This window comes from Desulfocurvus vexinensis DSM 17965 (assembly GCF_000519125.1).
GTDB lineage: Bacteria > Desulfobacterota > Desulfovibrionia > Desulfovibrionales > Desulfovibrionaceae > Desulfocurvus > Desulfocurvus vexinensis.
In genome coordinates this window covers 56,608-75,163 of sequence record NZ_KI912582.1, presented here as the reverse complement: position 1 = coordinate 75,163, position 18,556 = coordinate 56,608, and the positions used below count along the sequence as shown (strand labels likewise).

The 18,556-nt window shown below is 71.2% G+C and carries 18 protein-coding genes; 11 read left to right on the top strand and 7 right to left on the bottom strand.

What is annotated here, in order from left to right; translation table 11 throughout:
- Window positions 1-212: 212 nt before the first annotated feature.
- Window positions 213-1,040 carry a hypothetical protein gene (locus G495_RS20640; protein ID WP_051445432.1) on the top strand — a complete coding sequence of 276 codons (828 nt, stop codon included), beginning with the start codon at window positions 213-215 and terminating at the stop codon, window positions 1,038-1,040.
- 93 nt (window positions 1,041-1,133) lie between these two features.
- Here the strand turns inward: G495_RS20640 and G495_RS0114925 are convergent, their stop codons facing one another.
- A complete protein-coding gene (locus tag G495_RS0114925) occupies window positions 1,134-2,345 on the bottom strand; it encodes an MFS transporter (RefSeq protein ID WP_051445431.1) in 1,212 nt (403 codons plus the stop codon).
- 75 nt (window positions 2,346-2,420) lie between these two features.
- Window positions 2,421-3,176 (bottom strand): MBL fold metallo-hydrolase, encoded by a 756-nt coding sequence (locus tag G495_RS19590; RefSeq protein WP_051445430.1) that lies wholly within the window; start codon window positions 3,174-3,176, stop codon window positions 2,421-2,423.
- A gap of 233 nt (window positions 3,177-3,409) precedes the next feature.
- Here G495_RS19590 and G495_RS19585 point away from each other — a divergent pair, with 233 nt between their 5' ends.
- From G495_RS19585 to G495_RS0114905, 3 genes are read left to right on the top strand one after another with little or no spacing between them, the layout of a single operon-like run.
- Window positions 3,410-4,468: an FAD-dependent oxidoreductase gene (locus G495_RS19585; protein WP_051445429.1), complete on the top strand. Its 1,059-nt coding sequence runs from the start codon at window positions 3,410-3,412 to the stop codon at window positions 4,466-4,468.
- A 20-nt stretch (window positions 4,469-4,488) separates the two neighbouring features.
- A complete protein-coding gene (locus tag G495_RS0114910; protein WP_028588421.1) occupies window positions 4,489-5,037 on the top strand; it encodes a 4Fe-4S dicluster domain-containing protein in 549 nt (182 codons plus the stop codon).
- A gap of 20 nt (window positions 5,038-5,057) precedes the next feature.
- Window positions 5,058-5,372, top strand: coding sequence for an MTH1187 family thiamine-binding protein (locus G495_RS0114905; protein ID WP_028588420.1), 315 nt, complete (start codon window positions 5,058-5,060; stop codon window positions 5,370-5,372).
- 170 nt (window positions 5,373-5,542) lie between these two features.
- On the opposite strand, the gene G495_RS0114900 is transcribed toward G495_RS0114905, so the two are convergent.
- Window positions 5,543-5,929, bottom strand: coding sequence for a hypothetical protein (locus G495_RS0114900; protein WP_028588419.1), 387 nt, complete (start codon window positions 5,927-5,929; stop codon window positions 5,543-5,545).
- Between the two features lie 266 nt (window positions 5,930-6,195).
- On the opposite strand from G495_RS0114900, the gene G495_RS0114895 reads away from it, so the two are divergent.
- From G495_RS0114895 to G495_RS0114870, 6 genes are all read left to right on the top strand, one after another.
- Window positions 6,196-7,206, top strand: coding sequence for a TRAP transporter substrate-binding protein (locus tag G495_RS0114895; RefSeq protein WP_051445428.1), 1,011 nt, complete (start codon window positions 6,196-6,198; stop codon window positions 7,204-7,206).
- On the top strand, window positions 7,203-7,778 hold the full coding sequence (locus tag G495_RS0114890; protein ID WP_028588417.1) for a flavin reductase family protein: 576 nt from the start codon (window positions 7,203-7,205) through the stop codon (window positions 7,776-7,778). Before G495_RS0114895 ends, G495_RS0114890 begins: the two co-directional genes overlap by 4 nt.
- A 3-nt stretch (window positions 7,779-7,781) precedes the next feature.
- On the top strand, window positions 7,782-8,372 hold the full coding sequence (locus tag G495_RS19580) for a TRAP transporter small permease (RefSeq protein ID WP_156939730.1): 591 nt from the start codon (window positions 7,782-7,784) through the stop codon (window positions 8,370-8,372).
- Window positions 8,369-9,655, top strand: coding sequence for a TRAP transporter large permease (locus tag G495_RS0114880; RefSeq protein WP_028588416.1), 1,287 nt, complete (start codon window positions 8,369-8,371; stop codon window positions 9,653-9,655). The genes G495_RS19580 and G495_RS0114880 overlap by 4 nt, the downstream gene beginning before the upstream one ends.
- A 122-nt stretch (window positions 9,656-9,777) precedes the next feature.
- Window positions 9,778-10,434 (top strand): precorrin-8X methylmutase, encoded by a 657-nt coding sequence (locus G495_RS0114875; RefSeq protein WP_028588415.1) that lies wholly within the window; start codon window positions 9,778-9,780, stop codon window positions 10,432-10,434.
- Between the two features lie 297 nt (window positions 10,435-10,731).
- Complete coding sequence (locus G495_RS0114870) at window positions 10,732-11,163, top strand: RrF2 family transcriptional regulator (protein WP_028588414.1); 432 nt, start codon at window positions 10,732-10,734, stop codon at window positions 11,161-11,163.
- Between the two features lie 1,110 nt (window positions 11,164-12,273).
- Here the strand turns inward: G495_RS0114870 and G495_RS0114865 are convergent.
- From G495_RS0114865 to G495_RS0114850, 4 genes are all read right to left on the bottom strand, one after another.
- The gene (locus G495_RS0114865) at window positions 12,274-14,271 is read right to left on the bottom strand and encodes a ribonucleoside triphosphate reductase (RefSeq protein WP_245588467.1); all 1,998 of its coding nucleotides are present in this window, start codon (window positions 14,269-14,271) and stop codon (window positions 12,274-12,276) included.
- Complete coding sequence (locus tag G495_RS21420) at window positions 14,195-14,959, bottom strand: anaerobic ribonucleoside-triphosphate reductase activating protein (RefSeq protein ID WP_245588456.1); 765 nt, start codon at window positions 14,957-14,959, stop codon at window positions 14,195-14,197. Before G495_RS21420 ends, G495_RS0114865 begins: the two co-directional genes overlap by 77 nt.
- A gap of 958 nt (window positions 14,960-15,917) precedes the next feature.
- The gene (locus G495_RS0114855; protein ID WP_028588412.1) at window positions 15,918-16,595 is read right to left on the bottom strand and encodes a flagellar brake protein; all 678 of its coding nucleotides are present in this window, start codon (window positions 16,593-16,595) and stop codon (window positions 15,918-15,920) included.
- A 180-nt stretch (window positions 16,596-16,775) separates the two neighbouring features.
- Window positions 16,776-17,594, bottom strand: a complete 819-nt coding sequence (locus G495_RS0114850) for an ATP-binding protein (protein ID WP_028588411.1) — start codon at window positions 17,592-17,594, stop codon at window positions 16,776-16,778.
- A 166-nt stretch (window positions 17,595-17,760) separates the two neighbouring features.
- Between G495_RS0114850 and G495_RS0114845 the strand changes: the two genes are divergently transcribed.
- The gene (locus G495_RS0114845) at window positions 17,761-18,447 is read left to right on the top strand and encodes a Crp/Fnr family transcriptional regulator (RefSeq protein WP_028588410.1); all 687 of its coding nucleotides are present in this window, start codon (window positions 17,761-17,763) and stop codon (window positions 18,445-18,447) included.
- Window positions 18,448-18,556 lie beyond the last annotated feature (109 nt).

Here is an 18,556-nt window from a genome sequence, read left to right as displayed (position 1 = left end):
CGCCTGGCCTAACTGCCCGTTGGGAAACCCCTTTTCGCGGGCCGCCCCGGCACTGCGCGGCGCCCTGGCGCGAAAAGTCCAAGCGCAACGCCAGGTTACAGCGCGCGCCGGAAGCCGGATTTCTGCAACGCCCCGGCGCGTGCCGATTCAGGGCGGCTGCTAAAGCTCCCGCCACCCCGTGCCGATAAGACGGGTATCCCCGGAGGCGCCCCATGCAGATCGAGACCCTGTCCCCCCTGACCCAGCCCCTGGTTTCGGCCACGGCGGTGGCCTATGGCGGCGTTGCGGCGCGGGCCGGCGCCACGGCGGTCACGGGAACGGCGGGGGCGTCCGGCGCTGCGGGCATCTCCACGGCCCGGGCCTGGGCCGAGGCCCTGGCCCGGCGCCTGGACGCCCAGCAGGCCGCTGCGGATTCCGAAACCACCGGTGGCCCCGGCGCCAGCGCCGCCGCCAAGGATTCCGCAGCCCTGGCCGACGCCCTGACGGGCGCCCTGGAAACCGTCGCCGAGCGCCTGGGCCAGGCCACGGCCACGGCCTCCATCGGCCTGCTGGCCCGGCGCATGGACGAGGGCGACATCACCGAGGACACCCTCGGCCAGGGCCTGCTGGACGTGCTGCGCCTGGTGGACCGCACCTTCGGCACCACCGAGGGCGACGCGCTCATGGCCACCTTCAACGGCAGCCTGAACCGCGCCCTGAACGCCTATTTCGACAACGGCCTGAACGAGACCTTCTACGCGGCCAGCCCCGGTTCCGGCAGCGCCACCACCGCCCAGGCCGCGTCCGGGCTGGTGGCCCAGATGCAGGACACCCTGGGCCAGGACGCCGCCGACCTGGTGGCCCAAATCCTGGAGCAGGGCCTGGGGCAGGACGCCAGCTACACCGGCCTGCGCTCGGCCCTGGCCGACGCCGGGCAGGCCCTGGAATCCGGCTACGGCCCCAGCGCCGCCACGGCCCTCGCCCAGGCCGCCGGGGGCACGCTCGCCACCCTGGCCGCCCCGCCCCAGGCCCCGGGCCTGCTGCTGGACGTGGCCATCTAGAGCTCTCGCACCGCGCCAAACGCAAGGCGGCGCCCCTCCGCACGGAGGGGCGCCGCCTTGCATTGGCGCGCGGTTTTCCTTGCCCGCGCGGGCCTACCCGTGGCCCGCACCGCCGCGCACCACGGCCAGCACCAGGGCTCCGGCCAGCAGGGCCAGGGCCGCCGTGGCCGCGAAGACCCCGTCCATGCCCCAGACCAGGAACGCCCCGCCCATGACCACCGGGCCCAGGGTCTGGCCCAGGCGCAGCACCGTACCGTTCAGGGCCATGAAGGCCCCACGCTGCTCCATGGGCGCCAGGTCGGCCAGCATGGCCTGCACGGTGGGGATGTTCAGCCCCTGGGCCGCGCCGAACACCAGCACCGGCAGCAGCACCCACCACAGCCCGGGCATGAGCGGGGTGAGCAGCGCCGACGTGGCATAGAGCCCGAAGGCCACGGCCAGCAGCACCCGCAGCGGCACGACCCGCGCCAGGGCCCCCAGCCGCGCGGCCAGGAGCGCCGTGGTCAGGCTGGCCGAGGCGATGATGGCCCCGATGGCCCAGGCCTCGGCCCCGAAGCGCCGCGCCAGGTACACCGGCAGAAAAGACACCAGCAGCCCGTACAGGATCATGAAGGTCATGCAGGTGGTGGCGAACAGCACCAGGGCCCGGGGCTCCACGGCGCGGCGCACGGCCTGGCGCATGTATTCCATGAACTCCCCGCCGCCCTCGGGGCGCGGGGTGTCGAGCAGCAGCAGCACGACCAGGGCCAGGGGCAGGGCCGTCACGGGCAGCACGAAGGGCCAGTGCCAGCCCAGGGTGGCCAGGGCGCCGCCCAGCAGCGGAAACAGCGTGGTGCCGAAGGAGAGCACCCCCGCGTTGTAGCCCATGGCCGTGATGCGCTCGGGCCCGGAGTAGAGGTCGGAGAGGATGGTCACGTTGAGCGCGCCCAGGGCCGCCGCGCCCACGCCCTGGAGGAAGCGCAGGCCCACCAGCACGGCAAAGGAATCCGCCAGGGCGCACAGCGAGCCGAAGACCCCGAAGGCCAGCAGCGAGGGCACCAGCACGGTCTTGCGCCCGTAGCGGTCGGCCAGGATGCCCAGCACCGGGGCCAGGAAGACCCCCGGCAGGGTGAAAGCCGTGACCAGCCAGGCCACCTGGGTGGCCGAGAGACCCAGGGCGTCCATGATGTCCGGGAAGGCCGGGGCGATGCTCGACACGCCCATGACCACCGTCAGGGTGACGCAAAACAGGATGTGCAGGTTGCGCTGGCGCAGCAGCGGGCGCGGCGCGGGGCCGGGGGCGGCCCGGGGGGTGGTGTCCGGCATGAGGGCGCAGGGTACACGGGCCCCGGGCGATTGTCCCGCGATTTCCTCGGCGCCCGGCGGCGCGCGGGGCGGGGCTCAGGGTCCGGCGTGCAGCTCGCGGCGCTGGCCCAGGGCCGCAAAGGCCAGCACCGCCACCCCCGGCACACGCACGCCCAGGGCGTACCCGCCCACGGCCCCGGGCTGGCCGAAGTCGTGCATGGGCACCAGCACCGGGGGCCGCACCACCTCGGCAAAGCGCGCGAAGCCCCCGCGCCCGGGCAGGCGCGGGTCGCAGCAGGTGAAGGCCACATGCGGGGCGAAGGCGGCCACGGCCTCCAGGCTGCGCTCGAAAAAGGCGCGCGTGTGCGCGGCTCCGGCGTCGTCCGGCCCGGGCCAGAGCCAGGCCGCCAGGTCGCCGCCGTGATACACGCGCAGCCCCTCGACATCGAGACAGAAGGCCACGCCCAGGTCGTTGCTCTCCAGGGCCCGGGCGCGCAGCCCGGGGCCGACCCCGGCCCAGGGCCCGGGGTCGCCGCCGCGCGGGTCGTCGCCGGGCTCCAGCACCACGGCGCCCGGCAGGTCCAGCGCAGGCACCATCTGCGGCACGTCGTAGGACAGCACCAGGTGCAACTGCGCCGCGTCCTGCGCAGCGTCCAGCACGTCGGCGGAGCAGTGGTCGGCGTGGCTGTGCGAGAAGCAGGCCGCCACCCGCCGCCCGGCCAGGGCCCGGGCCACGGCCTCGCGCGCCCCGGGCGGGCGGTGCTGCGCGTCCGGATAGTCGAAGAGCAGCGTCCAGCCCGCCGCCTCCAGGCAGAAGCAGTCGTGGTGCACGTAGGTGATGGCCAGGTCCATGGGCGCCTCCCGTGGCCGCGCGGCACGCGGGGCCGGACGCAGGGTGGGCGGGGGTGGGCGGCCCGGGCGCCCGTGGCGGCGCGCGGGCCCGGCCCGAGCCTACACCGGAGCCCGCCCGGGCTTCAAGCGCGGTTGCAATGGCTGCGGGAATGGCATAAATGTGGGAATTGCCCGTTCCAGCACCGCGGGGGCCCGGCCCCCGGCAGCGCACCGCAACAGGGGGTGGACCGTCCATGACCAGAATGAACTTCGGCCTGTTCCGCGACAAGCCCATGCCGCCCAATGGCCGCTCGGTGGCCATCGCCGGGGCCGGGCCATCGGGGCTGGTGGCCGCCGGCTACCTGGCCTGCCAGGGCTACCGCGTGGCGGTCTACGACAAGATGCCCAAGGCCGGGGGCCTCATGTACTTCGGCATCCCCGACTTCCGCCTGCCCGTGGAACGCACCGAGGCCGCGGCCACGCTCCTGGCCGAGCACTACGGCGTGGCCTTCCACATGCGCACCAAGATCGTGGGCCAGCCCGGCGAGAACCACGACGAGGGCGACGAATTCCGGACCACGGAAATCGCCCTGACGGACCTGCGCGCGGCCCACGACGCCGTGATCCTGTGCACGGGCTCGTGGCGCTCGCGGCGCATGGGCATCCCCGGCGAGGACCTGCCCGGGGTGCTCTCGGGCCTGGAATACCTCTTCCCCCTGCGCGGGGCCACCTGCGGGGCCGAGGTCTGCGCCAGCCCGGCCCTGGGGCGCAAGGTGGTGGTCATCGGCGGCGGGCTCTCGGCCATGGACGCCGCCCAGTGCGCCCTGCGCAGCGGCGCCCTGCGCGTGACCATGCTCTACCGCCGCACCATCGACGAGGCCCCCGCCGGGCCCTACGAGATCGGCCTGCTCCAGGACAACGGCATGATCTGGAAGGAGCTGGCCATGCCCCTGCGCATCCTGGGCGCGGAGCATGTGGAGGGCGTGGAATTTTTGCAATGCGCCCTTGGCGAGCCCGACGAATCGGGCCGCCGCTGCCCCCTGCCCCAGGACGGCTCCAACCAGGTGGTGGAGGCCGACATGGTCATCAGCGCCGTGGGCGAGCTGCCCACCCTGCCCCTGGCCGAGCGCCTGGACGTGCACAAGGTCCGCAAGGGCGCCTCGCCCTGGCCGCGCATGACCGCCCTGGACGGCGTGTTCGTGGCCGGAGACGCGCTGACCGGGCCGAGCAAGATCGGCTGGGCCATCACCGGCGGGCTGGAGGCGGCCCGCTCCCTCGAACAGTGGCTGGACCACACCCAGGGCGGGCGCTAGCCCCAAGCCAGGAGGCAACCATGGCCAACGACAAAGAGACCGGGGCCCCGGGCGGCAACGCCAGCGCCACCCAGCGCACCAAATGGGTGGACTATTCGCGCTGCATCGGCTGCGAATCCTGCGAGGCCATCTGCAAATTCCTCTACGGCCTGCCGCGCATCCAGATGACCGAGAGCGACGAGGGCCTGGCCTTCCCGCTCTACTGCCACCACTGCGAGCACCCCATGTGCGCCAAGGCCTGCCCCGTGGGGGCCATCGAGAAGGACGAAACCACCGGCGCGGTGTACCACGACCCCGCGCGCTGCCGGGGCTGCAAGGCCATGAAATGCATGGACGCCTGCCCCTTCGGAGCCATCTACCACGCTGGGGGCGTGGTGCCGGTGACCAAATGCGACCTGTGCCGCGACCGGGCCCGCGTGGGCCTTGGGCCCGCATGCATGGAAATCTGCCCCAGCGAGGCCATCCACTTCGTGACCCGCGAGGAGCTGGCGCGCCTGAAGACCCGCGAGGCCAGCACGGCCCAGAAGCTGGTCATGAAGCAGATCCGCCAGATGCGCGGCAAGGAGTAGCCGCACCGGGAGGAGCCCCCGTGAGTGTCGTCGTCGAGCTGACCATCTTCCCCCTGGACAAGGGCGCGAGCCTGTCGCCCTACGTGGCCCGGGCCCTGAACGTCATCCGCGCAAGCGGCCTGCCCCACACCCTGGGGCCCATGGGCACCTGCATCGAGGGCGAATGGGACGAGGTCATGGCCGTGGTCACGGCCTGCTTCGAGGAGCTGCGCAAGGACTGCACGCGCATCAACGTCGGCCTGCGGGCCGACTGGCGCGCGGGCGCGGGCGGGCGCCTGGCGGCCAAGCCCGCCTCGGTGCTGGACAAGCTGGACGGCCCGGGCGGGCAGGGCTAAGGCCTGCCGCAGGGTGCGCGCCACAGCGGACGTGGGCAAACAGGCATGGGGCGGCGCAAAGGGACAAGGGCCTGCGGGCGGGGCGGCGCTGCGCGCAATGCAGCCTCCCCTGCGCCGCAGGCAGTTGAAAGGATCGCCAGGGGCAACGGGAGCGCGGCGGGCCGCAGGCCCTAGACCCGCGTGTCCAGCAGGCCCGGGGGCATGTCGCCCTCCCCGTCCGCCTCGCCATCGCGCACCACGCGCACGCGCACGGCGGTACGCCGCAGGGCCAGGGCGTTGCCCGGGGCGGGCCCGGCATAGACCACCGTGCCCCGCGCATCCGCGACATCCGCAGCGGGAGCAGCAGCGGACGGCGCGGGGTGCTGGCGGGGCGCCGGGGGCACGGCCCCGCCGCGCAGGGCGGCGGGCAGCGCAGGCGGCCCCAGGCCGAGATCCCCGGCAATGAGGTCGTCCAGGCTGTAGCTGCCTTCCTCGGTGGTCCAGCGGACCTCCAGCAGCGGCCTGTCCTTGTAGCTGCCCGTGCAGCGGGTGCGCTTGTAGCGGAAGGTGAGCCCCACGCCGTCCTCCTGGCAACGCGGACCGCACGCCGCGCGAGGGCGCGGCGCAAGAGGGCAACCGGGGCGGGGGCGGACGAGGACCAGGGCCGGGCAGCGGCAGCAGGGCAGGCCGGGCACAGCGGGGCGCAGGAGAGCGGATGCCAGTATCCCCCTTACCTCCCCGGCCCGCCCAGGTCAAGCCGGGCCGCAAAACACGGCGGCGCCTTGCCCCGGCGCCCCGGGGCGGGTATCATGGCCGCCACGTCACCATATTCCGGGAGAACCTGATGCATCCATCCCTGCGGACCCTGGCGGCCCTGGCCCTGGCCGGGGCCCTGCTGGCGGCCCTGGCCGCCCCCGCCGCCGCGCGCACCGTGCGCCTGGGCATCGTCACCACCCCGGGCAGCGCGCAGCACGTCTGCGCCACGGCCTTCCAGGAGCTGGTGGCCGAACGCTCGGGCGGGACCACTGCGGTGAAGGTCTTCCACAGCGGCTCCCTGGGCAGCGAGACCGACATCCTGCGCCAGGTGCAGATGGGCGCGGTGGACATGGCCATCGTGACCCTCGGCCCGCTGGACACCTTCGTGCCCGAGGCCGCCGTGGTCGGCTTCCCCTTCCTGTTTTCCAGCCCCGAGCAGGCCGACGCCGTGCTCGACGGGCCCCTGGGCGCCGAGGTGCTCGCGGCCATGGAGCGCGCCGGGTTCAAGGGCCTGGCCTTCTCGGAAAACGGCTTCCGCAACCTGACCAACGCCGTGCGCCCGGTGCACACGGTGGACGACGTGCGCGGGCTGAAGATCCGGGTCATGGAATCGGCCCTGGACCGCGAGCTGTGGCAGGCCCTGGGCGCCAACCCCACGCCCATGGCCTGGCCCGTCTACACCGAGCTGCAACAGGGCACCATCGACGGCCAGGAAAACCCGCTGTCGGTGATCTGGCTCTACCGGCTGCACGAGGTGCAGCCCCACCTCTCCCTCACCGGGCATGTCTACTCGGCCCACGTCGGGCTGGCGGGGCTGCCGTGGTGGAACGCCCTGGCCCCCGCCGAGCAGGCCCTGCTGGCCGACGCCCTGCGCGACGCCGCCCGCGCCCAGCGCGCCTGGAACCGCGCGGGCGAGGCCGATTTCCTGGCCCGCCTGCGCGAGGCGGGCATGACCGTGGACGAACACCCCGACCTGGAATCCTTCAAGGCCCGCACCCGCGGCCTGCGCGAGCTGCCCGCCTACGCCGACCCGCGCGTGCGCGCGCTGCTGGACCGCTTCCTGGACGCCACACGACCGACCCAAGGAGACACGCAATGAAGACCTCCCTCGGCGCCAAGACCCTGGCCCTGCCCACCCCGGTCTGGTGCGTGGGCGCCTACGACGCGGACGGGCGCCCCAACGTCATGACCATCGCCTGGGGCGGCATCTGCTGCTCCAAGCCGCCCATGCTGGCCGTGGCCCTGCGCGAGGCCACCTACACCCACGGCTGCATCCTGGCCCGGGGGGCCTTCACCGTGTCGGTGCCCGCCGCGCGCCACGCGGCCGAGGCCGACTTCCTCGGGCTGGCCTCGGGGCGCGACATGGACAAGTTCACCGCCGCCGGGCTGACCCCGGTGCGCGCCGAATTCGTGGACGCGCCCTATGTGGCCGAATTCCCCATGGTCATCGAATGCCGCCTGGCCCAGACCGTGGAACTGGGCCTGCACACCCAGTTCATCGGCGAGATCGTGGACGTGAAGGTGGACGCGGCGCTGCTGGACGAGGCGGGGCACCCCTCCCTGCCGGGGGTGGACCCGCTGGTCTTCGCCCCGGGCTCGCGCGGCTACTACCGCGTGGGCGAGTCCGCCGGGGCCGCATTCTCCTGCGGGCGCCCGCTGCTCAAGAAATAGCCCGTGCGCCCCGTTGCCGCCCTGCTGGCCGCCAGCGCCGTGCTGGACGCCGCGTGCCGCCCGCTCACGGCGGCCCTGGGCGCGGGCATGGCCGGGGTCATCGCCGCCCAGGTCTTCTGGCGCTACGTGCTCAACGACTCGCTGTTCTGGTCCGAGGAGCTGGGGCGCATCCTGCTCATCTGGCTGACCTTCGTGGGCGCCACGGTGGCCTACCGCCAGGGCGCTCACCTGGGGGTGGACTCCCTGGTACGCCGCCTGCCGCCCCGGGCCCGGGCCGTGGCCGACGCCCTGGCGCACCTGGTCTGCCTGGCGCTCTTCGCGGCCATGGCCGGATACGGCCTGGGCTATGTGCGCCTGCTGGCCGGGCAGACCACCCCGGCCCTGGGCTGGCCCGCCGGGCTGGGCGCCGGGGCCGTGCCCCTGGCCGGGGCCGTGCTGTGCGTCCACGCCCTGGCGCGGCTGGCCGGGGGCCGAACCCCGGGCACACCGGACGCACCGGGCGGGCAGACCAGCCCGGGCACTCCGGGCGCCCCGGGCGCCCCAGAGTCCCCAGGCATCCCGACTCCGCCCCGCCCCCCGGAGGCCGCGCCATGAGCACGGGCCTCGTGCTGCTGGCCCTGGCGGCGCTGTTCCTGCTGGGGGCGCCCATGGCCGTGGCCATCGGCGCGGCGGGCCTGGGGGCGCTGGTGCTCTCGGGCGACGCCCCGGCCATGCTGGCCGTGCAGCGCATGGTCGCCGGGGCGGATTCGTTTCCGCTCATGGCCGTGCCGCTGTTCATGATCGCCGGGCAGCTCATGGAGGCCGGGGGCATCTCGCGGCGCATGGTGGACCTGGCCGACGCCCTGGTGGGCTGGCTGCCCGGCGGGCTGGCGGCGGTGGCCGTGGTGGCGGCCATGCTCTTCGGCGGCATTTCCGGCTCTGCGGCGGCGGATACGGCGGCGGTGGGCGCCATCCTCATCCCGGCCATGGTCCGCAAGGGCTACGACCCGGCCCTGGCCGGAGCCGTGCAGGCCGCCGGAGGCTCCATCGGCGTGGTCATCCCGCCGAGCATCCCCATGATCCTTTTCGGCGTGCTTACCGGGGCCAGCATCGGCGAGCTGTTCGCCGCCGGGCTGCTGCCCGGGCTGCTCATGGGCTTGACCCTGGTGGCGGCCACCACCGTGCTGGCCCTGCGCGGCGGCGCGCCCGACGCGCGCGGGCGGCGCTTCTCGCCCGGGCAGGCCTGGCGGGCCCTGGGCCGCGCCGGGTGGGCCCTGGGCGCCCCGGCCATCGTGCTGGGCGGCATCCTGGGCGGGGTGTTCAACGCCACGGAAAGCGCGGCGGCGGCGGTGGTCTACGCCCTGGGCACGGGCCTGTTCGTCTACCGCGAGCTGGCCTGGCGCGCCCTGCCCGCCCTGTTCCTCAGGGCCTCGGTGACGGCGGCGGTGGTCATGTTCCTCATCGCCCAGGCCCAGGTGCTGGCCTGGGTGCTCACGGTGCAGGAGGCCCCGGCCACCCTGGCCGCGTGGCTGCTGGGCCTGACCACGGACCCCGTGGCCCTGCTGCTCGTGGTCAACGCCGTGCTGCTGGTGGCGGGCACGTTCATCGAGACCACGGCGGCCCTGGTGCTGCTGGTGCCGGTGCTGGTGCCGCTGCTGCCGCACCTGGGCATCGGGCTGGTGCAACTGGGGGCCATCGTGGTGGTCAACCTGGCCATCGGCATGCTCACCCCGCCGCTGGGCATCTGCCTGGTGGTGGCCTGCGGGCTGTCGGGGGCGCGGCTGGGGGCCGTGGCCGCGCGGGTGGCGCCGCTGTTGCTGGTGCTTTTGGCCGACCTGCTGCTCATCAGCTTCTGGCCGCCGCTGACCACGGCCCTGCCCGCCCTGCTGACGCGCTGAGCCGGAAGGGACGGCGCGGGTTGGCCCGGGCCGCGGGCGGCGGGCGCCCGTCGAAGTTGACAAGCCCGGCCCGCCCGGCCACAGTTGCCCCGTTTCCGCCACCGCCAACCGGAGCCCAGAGCATGACCCGCCCCCGCGACATCACCGCGCCCATGGACATCGAGCGCGAATCCATGCGCATCATCGACGCCGAGGTGCCCGAGCCGCGCCCCTTTGCCGGGGCGCAGTGGCTGGTGGTGCGGCGCATGATCCACACCAGCGCGGACTTCGAGCTGCTGGACCTGGCGCGCTTCTCGCCGGGGGCGGTGCAGGCGGGCGTGGCGGCCCTGGCCGCCGGGTGCGCGCTCTTCACCGACACGCACATGGCCCGCTGCGCCATCCCCCTGCGGCGGCTCGCGCCCCTGGGCTGCTCCATCGCCTGCTTCATGGACGACCCCGAGGTGGCCGGGCGCGCGCGCAGCGAAGGCATCACCCGCGCCCGCGCCGCCGTGGACCACGCCGCCGAGCGCATGGACGGGGCCATCCTCGTGGTGGGCAACGCGCCCACGGCGCTCTTGCGCATCCTGGAGCACGTCCAGGCCGGGCGCATGGCCCCGGCCCTGGTGGTGGGCATGCCCGTGGGCTTCGTCAACGCGGCGGAGTCCAAGGAGCTGCTCATGGCCCAGGACCGCGTGCCGTTCATCACCATCGCCGGGCGCAAGGGCGGCTCGGCCCTGGCGGGCAGCGCGGTCAACGCCCTGGCAGACCTGGCCCTGGACGGCAGGCCCGCGCCGCCCTGACGGGCGCCGGGGTGGTGCGGCCCGGCGAGACTCGGCCCCAGCCCCTGGCGTGCCCGGAACCTGCCCAGGACATGCCTGGCGTGCCGGGCTCCCCAACGCCCCGGGCATCCCGGGGCCCTGGTGTGCCCTGGCGCACCCTGCGGCCAGCGCCCGATGCCCCCGCCGCACCCGCACGGCGCCCCGGCGCCACCTTGACGCCGATTTCAGATTGAATTAATCGGATTTTATGCCCCGCACATCCCCTCCGCCCCGCCGCCCGGCGGACACCCGGGCCCACGGCCCGGCCCAGGCCCGGCCATGAAGCTCTCGGCCCGCTCCCGCTACGCCGCGCGCCTGCTGCTCGACCTGGCCCAGGCCCGGGGCCAGGGGCCGGTGCGCGCCTCGATCCTGGCGACCAACACGGGCATCTCCGTGCAGTTCATCGAGCAGATCCTGCGCCCGCTGAAAAAGGCCGGGTTCATCCGCAGCATGCGCGGGGCCACCGGCGGCCACCTGCTGCGCCGCGACCCCGAGACCATCACCCTGGGCGACGTGGTGCGCACCATGGAGGGCCCGGTGGCCATCACGCGCTGCTGCACCGGCCCCGCCGCCTGCGACCGCGCCGACGACTGCCGCACCCGCAGCGCCTGGGCCCAGGTCTCCCGCGTGCTCGAACGCGAACTGGACGCCATCACCCTGGCCGACCTGCTGGACCCAAGCCGCCTCCAATCCACCTGCCCCAAAGCCTGACCAGCCCCGCCCCCGGCCCGAATATCCCCGCCAGCTCCCCGCGCACTGGCCACTTCCTCGTGGCCCCATACGCATTTTCACTTGCCGCCAACTGGAAGACAATACTAAAGAAGCGGTAGCGCCTTGGCCGGGAGCGCCCCGCCCGAAGGCTCGCAAGGGGCCGAACAACAGGGCATTGCCCGCTGTGCAGAGGGAAGGGACAGCGGCGCCTTGCGGAAAAACCAGGCAGGAAACGTGCGAGGGCTGTCAGGGAACCACCCTCGCCAAGGGCGGCAGTGTCAGGTGAATACGGCCTCTGCACGTATCATCTCTGTACAATCCACGCGCACATATCGTCAGCGCTCACGAGACAGGGATTTTTCAATATGAATAATGATGAAGTTATAATTGAAAACAGAATAGAAAGTCTGCAGCTTTTGGCATCGAGTATTGTCTCGATCGCTTTTGCAATACTTTTCGGCGTCTCGTTGGCTGTTGGCTACAATAAAGAAAACACATATGCTGCTATTTTTGGTCTTTTGATTTGTGTTCCATGGTCAATTTATGCACTCTATAAATTCAATAATAGCATGAATTCTTCTGTTTCAATAAACAATGACACCATCGAATTTTACTCAGACGGCACTTGCACCGCCCACATTTAATGCGCCGATATTCAGCGCATAAATCTCTTGTGCAACCCATTACGCAACAAGATGACATATATTTCATGGCTTGGACGGCTTGGATTTATCCTTGGCTTCTTCATTTTTGTGCCGCTATTTACTACATTGATATTATTCGCTATCATAATAAAGACCACCTACTCCGCTATCTCACGCAGAGGCACGCCGTCCTTATTCTTCGATACCGTAGTCATCCAGTATGAAGAAAACCTATACTATATCTGGGCCCCAGAGAAAGTAAGCACGATGGCCATGCTGGAGAAATTGAACGACATTTCCCTCCTTCATGAAATCGAGATTAAAAAATCACTCCTGTTCATACCCCGCAAGACCAAGAAAAAACGGACCACCTGACGAGGCCCCCGCCCCCCCAACGGGAAAGGCCCCCCGCGACGCGCGTCGCGGGGGGCCTTTCGGGAGGAGGAGGAAGGCAAACCGGGCGCCGTTAGCGGGCGCAAACGTCCTCGAACACCATGCGGTCGGCGTATTCGGCCTTCTTGCCGTCGTTCCAGCGGCTCACGGGGCGGTAGTAGCCCACGATGCGCGTGTAGACTTCGCTGTCCTGGCCGCAGGTCGGGCACTGGAAGTGCTCGCCCTGGATGTAGCCGTGCTCCTTGCAGACCGAGAAGGTCGGCGTGATGGACAAGAAGGGAATCTTGGTGTTGGTGAAGGCCTTGACGATGAAGCTCTTCAGGGCCTGGGTGTCGCTCACGGCCTCGCCCAGGAAGGTATGGAACACCGTGCCGCCGGTATACAGCGGCTGAAGCGCGTTCTGGTGCTCCAGGGCGAAGAGCACGTCGTCGGAGTAGCCCACGGGCAGGGCCGTGGAGTTGGTGTAGTACGGCGTGCCGTTGCCCGAGGCGTGGATCTCCTCGTAGAGCTTCTTGTCGATGCGTGCCAGGCGGTAGCTGGTGCCCTCGGCGGGGGTGGCCTCCAGGTTGTAGAGGTTGCCCGTCTGCTCCTGGAAGCGCGAGGTCAGGTCCGAGAGGTGGCGCAGGGTGCGCTGCATGAAGCGCGTGCCCGCCGGGGTCTCGATGCCCTTGCCCAAGAGGTTCAGGCAGGCCTCGTGGCCGCCCACCAGCCCGATGGTCGCAAAGTGCCCGGCAAAGCCGTTCTTCAGGTAGCGGGCCGACCAGGGGAACATGCCCCGCTCCAGGTTGTCGTTGATCATCTTGCGCTTGAATTCCAGGGAATCGCGCGCCAGCTCGGCGTATTCGGTCACCAGGTCCAGGAAGTCCTCCTCGCCCTGGGCGAGGTAGGCCAGCTTGGGCAGGTTCAGCGTGACCACGCCGATGGACCCCGTGAGGTCGCCCGCGCCGAACAGGCCGCCGGTCTTCTTGCGCAGCTCGCGCAGGTCCATCTTCAGCCGGCAGCACATGGAGCGCACGTCCTCGGGGCTGATGTCCGAGTTGATGAAGTTCTGGAAGTAGGGCACCCCGTACTTGGCCGTCAGCTGGAGCAGCAACTCGCCGATCTCGCTGTCCCACGGGAAGTCGTCGGTGACGTTGTAGGTCGGGATGGGGAAGGAGAAGATGCGCCCGTCGGCGTCGCCCCGGAGCATGACCTCGATGAAGGCCTTGTTGATCATGGCCATCTCGGGGGCGTACTCGCCGTAGGTCGAATCCTGGAGCTTGCCGCCGATGATCACGGCCTCGTTGGCAATATGCTTGGGCGGGGCGAGGTCGAAGGTCAGGTTGGTGAACGGGCTCTGCCCGCCCCAGCGCGAGGTGGTGTTCAGGTTGAACACGAACTTCTGCATGGCCTGGCGCACTTCGGTGTACGTGAGCCCGTCGTGGCGGATAAACGGCGCCAGATACGTGTCCACGTTGTTGAAGGCCTGGGCCCCGGCCCATTCGTTCTGCAACGTGCCGAGAAAGTTGTTCATCTGGCCCAGGGCGGTGTCGAAATGGCGGGCGGGCCCGGCGCAGGAGCGGCCTTCGAGGTTGAAGCCCTCCAGCAGCAGGTCGCGCAGGCTCCAGCCCGCGCAATACCCGGCCAGCCCGAAGGACAGGTCGTGCAGGTGGAAGTAGCCGTGCTCGTGGGCCAGGCGGACTTCCTCGGGATACTTCTCCAGGGCGTAGCGCGCCTGGACCGTGCCGGAGAGGTGCAGCATGAGCCCCTGGAAGGAGTGGGTCATGTTGGCGTTTTCCGCCACGCGCCAGTCGGCCTTGGACAGGTAGTTGTCGATGGTGTCCTTGATGTCCAGGTAGGCGGCGGTCTGCTCGCGCAGCTCGCGGCGCTTCTCGCGGTAGATGATGTACTTGCGGGCCACGTTGTAGAGCCGCGACTCCATGAGCACCTGTTCCACGAGGTCCTGGACGTGCTCCTGCTCGGGCACGTCCAGCCCGGCCAGCTTCTGCTCGACCTTACGCGCCAACCGCTTGGAGAGAATGGGATCCTTGATGCCGCTGGCCTTGAGGGCCTTGAATATGGCCTGGGCAATGCGGTCCAGGGACCAGGTCTCCAGGCAGCTGTCGCGTTTGAGAATCTGTTTGGGCATCGGTTCTCCTCCCCGGAGCGACGTACTTTTGCTCCACCAGCGTGAAGCCCGCGGGCAGCAGCCCGCGGATGGTGTCCATATCCTCATCCTGAAGCATCGGGACCCTGGTGGTCCGGAAATAGAAGGCCCCGGGAACCTGGGCGGCCATGCGAAAGATGGCCTCCATGTTCACCCGGGCCGTGGCTGCGTCCACCCCGCCGCCCGTGAGCGCCGGGTATTTGCCGTACGGGCCCTTCACGTCCACGGCGAAGGACTGCACCAGCCCGCCCGCCAGCAGCGCGCGCACCACGGCCGGACGCATGCCGTTGGTGTCGAGCTTCACGGGCAGGCCCAGGGAGCCCAGGTCGGCCAGCAGCCCCTCCAGCCCCGGCACCGTGGTCGGCTCGCCGCCGGTGACGGTGACGCCGTCCAGCCATTTGGCCCGCCGCGACAGCAGGCCCAGCACCTCGCCCCGGTCCAGGGCGGGCAGCCGCTCGGGGCTCCAGGCCAGGCCCGCGTTGTGGCAGGTGGGGCAGCGCAGGTTGCAGCCGCCGGTGAACAGCACCGCCGTGGCCCGGCCCGGCCAGTCGCACAGGCTCAGGCGTTCGATACCGCGTACATGGGTCCAGGCGATGTGGCCGAAGGGATGCATGGGGCTCCTGCCCGCTTCCGGTTCCGGCAGCCGTGGGGCCGCCGGACGGAAACGTCCGCGCGCGCCCACCCCTGCCCGGGGAGGGACCTGCGGTCCCCGCCCCGTCCGGCACCTTCCCGCGCGGCAAGGCCGCATCGGGCGGCGCCAGGCAACGGCCTGCGCGCTCTGATCAAATTGTGCAATTAAATCAGTGAATTAAACAATTTCTAGATAATATAGTCGAATTTCCTCGACAGGTAAAGGGGGGCCCGAAAATCCTGCCGGTGGGGTTTCTTCCGCTATTCCGCCCCCTTCCCGGGCCGTGTGGACAACGCCCGAATTTTCCACCAATCCCTCCACACGGCCTGCCCGGGAAAAGCCCCGCCAGACCTTGCCCCCGGCAGGGGGGTGTGGAGAAAATTTTTCCAGCGACAGCTGAAATTTCGTGAACGGAGCATCATGGCGGCGGCAAACGCGAACAACCGCCCGAAATTCCTGCTCACTGGCGTTCAATGTCGATTTTGGCGACCAGATGGCCGGAGTGTTGAGAGCTGGCCCCCCTCCGGCCCCGGCCCGGGGCAGGCCTTGCCGCCCGGGGCCATCCGGCCCCTGCGTCCCGGCGGGCCCAGGTTGCGGTGTGCACAATGTCCCAAGGGTCCTGAAACGCAGGAGATCGCGAGGGGGCCCGCGCCGTGGCAGCAGCGGCGCGGGCTGCGGGGCCACCCCTGCCCCCGGCCCGGTGCCCCAGAGGCAGCCCCGGGCCGGAGTCGGCAGGCGATTTTCGCCGCCCACAGCCTCCGGGACGCCCCGACTCCACCCTCCGTTCACAGGGCGGGGCAGGCGCAGCCCCTGGCGGGCCGCACGCGCAAAAGTCCGCGCGCAGCATCAGGAAGCGGGTGATGGGGGGCAACAGGAAGACAGCCGCCCGCCGCCCCCCGCAAGGCGGGGCAACGCGGGCGCCAGAGGGGGGCCGGACGACTCAGGCCGTGAGGAACTCGGCCACGCTGCTTACGTAGCTCTCGATGCCCTCGCGCACGCCGTCGGACACCGCGTCGAACATCACGCCAAGGACCATGCGGCTCTTGTTCATGGTGATGTTCTTGGCCCGCCCGGCCAGGCGCACGGGGCGGTCGGTGCCGATCATCCGGAAGTCCAGGGTCAGGGGCGAATCCACCGCCAGGGACGGCATGGCGGCCTGCGGGGCGTCCACCACCACCTGGCAGCCCCCGCAGGACAGGTTGAGCATCATGCCCTGGTATTCGGCATACTGCCCGTCCTCCTCGCCCACGCCAACGCGCACCGGCAGGTAGCAGTCCACGCGCTGGCACTTGCGCAGATTGAGGATCTCAACGGTCACGGGGTAGCGCAAGAAGAGCAGCCGGAAGGGCGCGGACTGGAGCCAGAGCACCTCGGACTCGAAGCCGTACACGTTGCCCTGGAACATGTAGCGCACGGTGATGCGCTTTTCCACGTAGAGGTGATCGCCGACCCCGGGGATGCGCGGCAGGCGCACGATGATGAACTGGCCCTTGGCCATGCCCAGGAACTCGGTCTTGAAGCGGTCGCCCAGGCCCTGGGGCTCGATGAGCACCACGGTGCCCATGGTGATGCCCAGGGCGTCGCCTTCCCTCTTGGACACGTTGAGCTTGTGGGACACGTCGCTTCTCCTGCGCTGCTGGACCCCGCGCGGCGCGGGCCGGCGGATGGCCGCACAGTATACCGCAACCGCCCGGTTTCGCAAGCCTCACCGGGCTGGCCCCGCCCCCGGGCGCCGGGCACGAAAAATCCCCGCCCGGCAGGGCCGGACGGGGATTCCCGCGCGGAGCCGGGCCCGGGATCAGACCTGGGGCGCCACCAGCCGCGCCAGCCCGGGGGCGGGCGCCTCGGGCAGGATGGTCCCGTCGCGGCCCACGACGACCTCGCGCAGGGGCAGGTCCGTGCGGCCCGAGGCCGCCAGCCCCTGGCGGACCATGGCCGGCAGGCCCGCGCAGCAGGGCACCTCCATGCGCACCACGGTCACGCCGCGCACCCCCGAGCGGGCGAAGAGCGCCGCAAGGCGCCCGGGGTAATCCGCCTCGGCGTCGAACTTGGGGCAGCCCATGAGCACCACGTTGCCGCCCACGAAGCGGCGGTGGAAGTCGGGGTGGGCCACCGCCGCGCAGTCCGCCGCGATGACCAGCTCGGCCCCGCGCAGGAAGGGCGCATCGGGCTGCACCAGGCGGATCTGCACCGGCCAGTGCCCCAGCAGGCTGGGCGGGGCGTCGTCGGCGTCCGGGGCCTGGGTCCGGGCCGCGGGGGCCGCCGGGGTCAAGGTCATGGCCGCCCGGCCCGGGCAGCCTCCGGCCCGGGGCCCGTGCTGGGCCATGGCCGCCCCCGGGCAGCCCCCGGCAGGGGCATGGCCGTGGCCCTGCGCGGCCACGTGGGCCAGGGCGGCCTCCTCGTCGAAGGCCTCGGCCTCGCGCTCCACGATGCGCAGGGCCCCGGTGGGGCACTCGCCCAGGCAGGCGCCCAGGCCGTCGCAGAAGCTGTCGCGCACCACGCGGGCCTTGCCGTCCACGATGGCCAGGGCCCCCTCGGCGCACGAGGGCACGCACTGGCCGCAGCCGTTGCACAGCGCCTCGTCTATCTCGATGATCTTCCGGAATTCCTTGTGCATTGCGTTCTCCTTGGGCCAGCGTGCCCGGGCGCCTGCGCCCGGCCTCGCCGCCGACCATGAGCCCACTCTAGGCCCCGCGCCACCGGCGCGCCTTGACCTGGGTCAAGCCGCGCAGGCGCGGCCCCGGGCGTTGCCCCCCGGCGCCGGGGATGCTAAGACCCCGCCCATGGAACTCATCCCCTTCCTCACGACGCGCATGGACCTCTTCCAGGGGCTGGAGCCCGAGCAGATCAAGGCCGTGGCCTCCATCTGCGTGCCCGCCGACTACCCCAAGGGCCGGACCATCTTCCTGGAGGGCAGCGAAGCCAGGGGCCTCTACGCGGCCATGACCGGGCAGGTCAAGATCTTCAAGCTCTCCCTGGAGGGCCGCGAGCAGATCATCCACATCTACGGCCCCGGCGAGCCCTTCGGCGAGGTGCCCGTGTTCGAGGGCGGGCGCTTCCCGGCCAACGCGGAAACGACCGTGGACTCGCGGGTGCTGTTCATCCCGCGCGACGGGCTGCGCCGGCTGCTGGAGCGCGACAGCACCCTGGCCATGAACATGCTGGCCGCCCTGTCGCGCAAGCTGCGCCGCTTCACCGTCAAGCTGGAGAACCTGACCCTCAAGGAGACGCCCCAGCGCGTGGCGGCCTACCTGCTGGACCTTTCGGACCGCACCGGCGGGGCCACGGAAGTCACCCTGGACATCTCCAAGGGCCACCTGGCCGGGCTGCTGGGCACGGCCCAGGAGACCCTCTCGCGCGTGCTCAAGCGCCTGAGCGAGGCCGAGCTGATCCGCGTGCGCGGCAAGCACATCGACCTGCTGGACCTGGACGGGCTCCAGGCCGTGAGCGACGGGGACGAGCGCCCGTGAGCGGCCCCCGCCCGGCGCGCGCCGGGGTTGTCTTCGCCCCCCGGCCCTGCTAGGCTGCGCACCGCCCGATCCGCACAACGCACAATCCCTGGGCCCGCCCCGGAGTCCG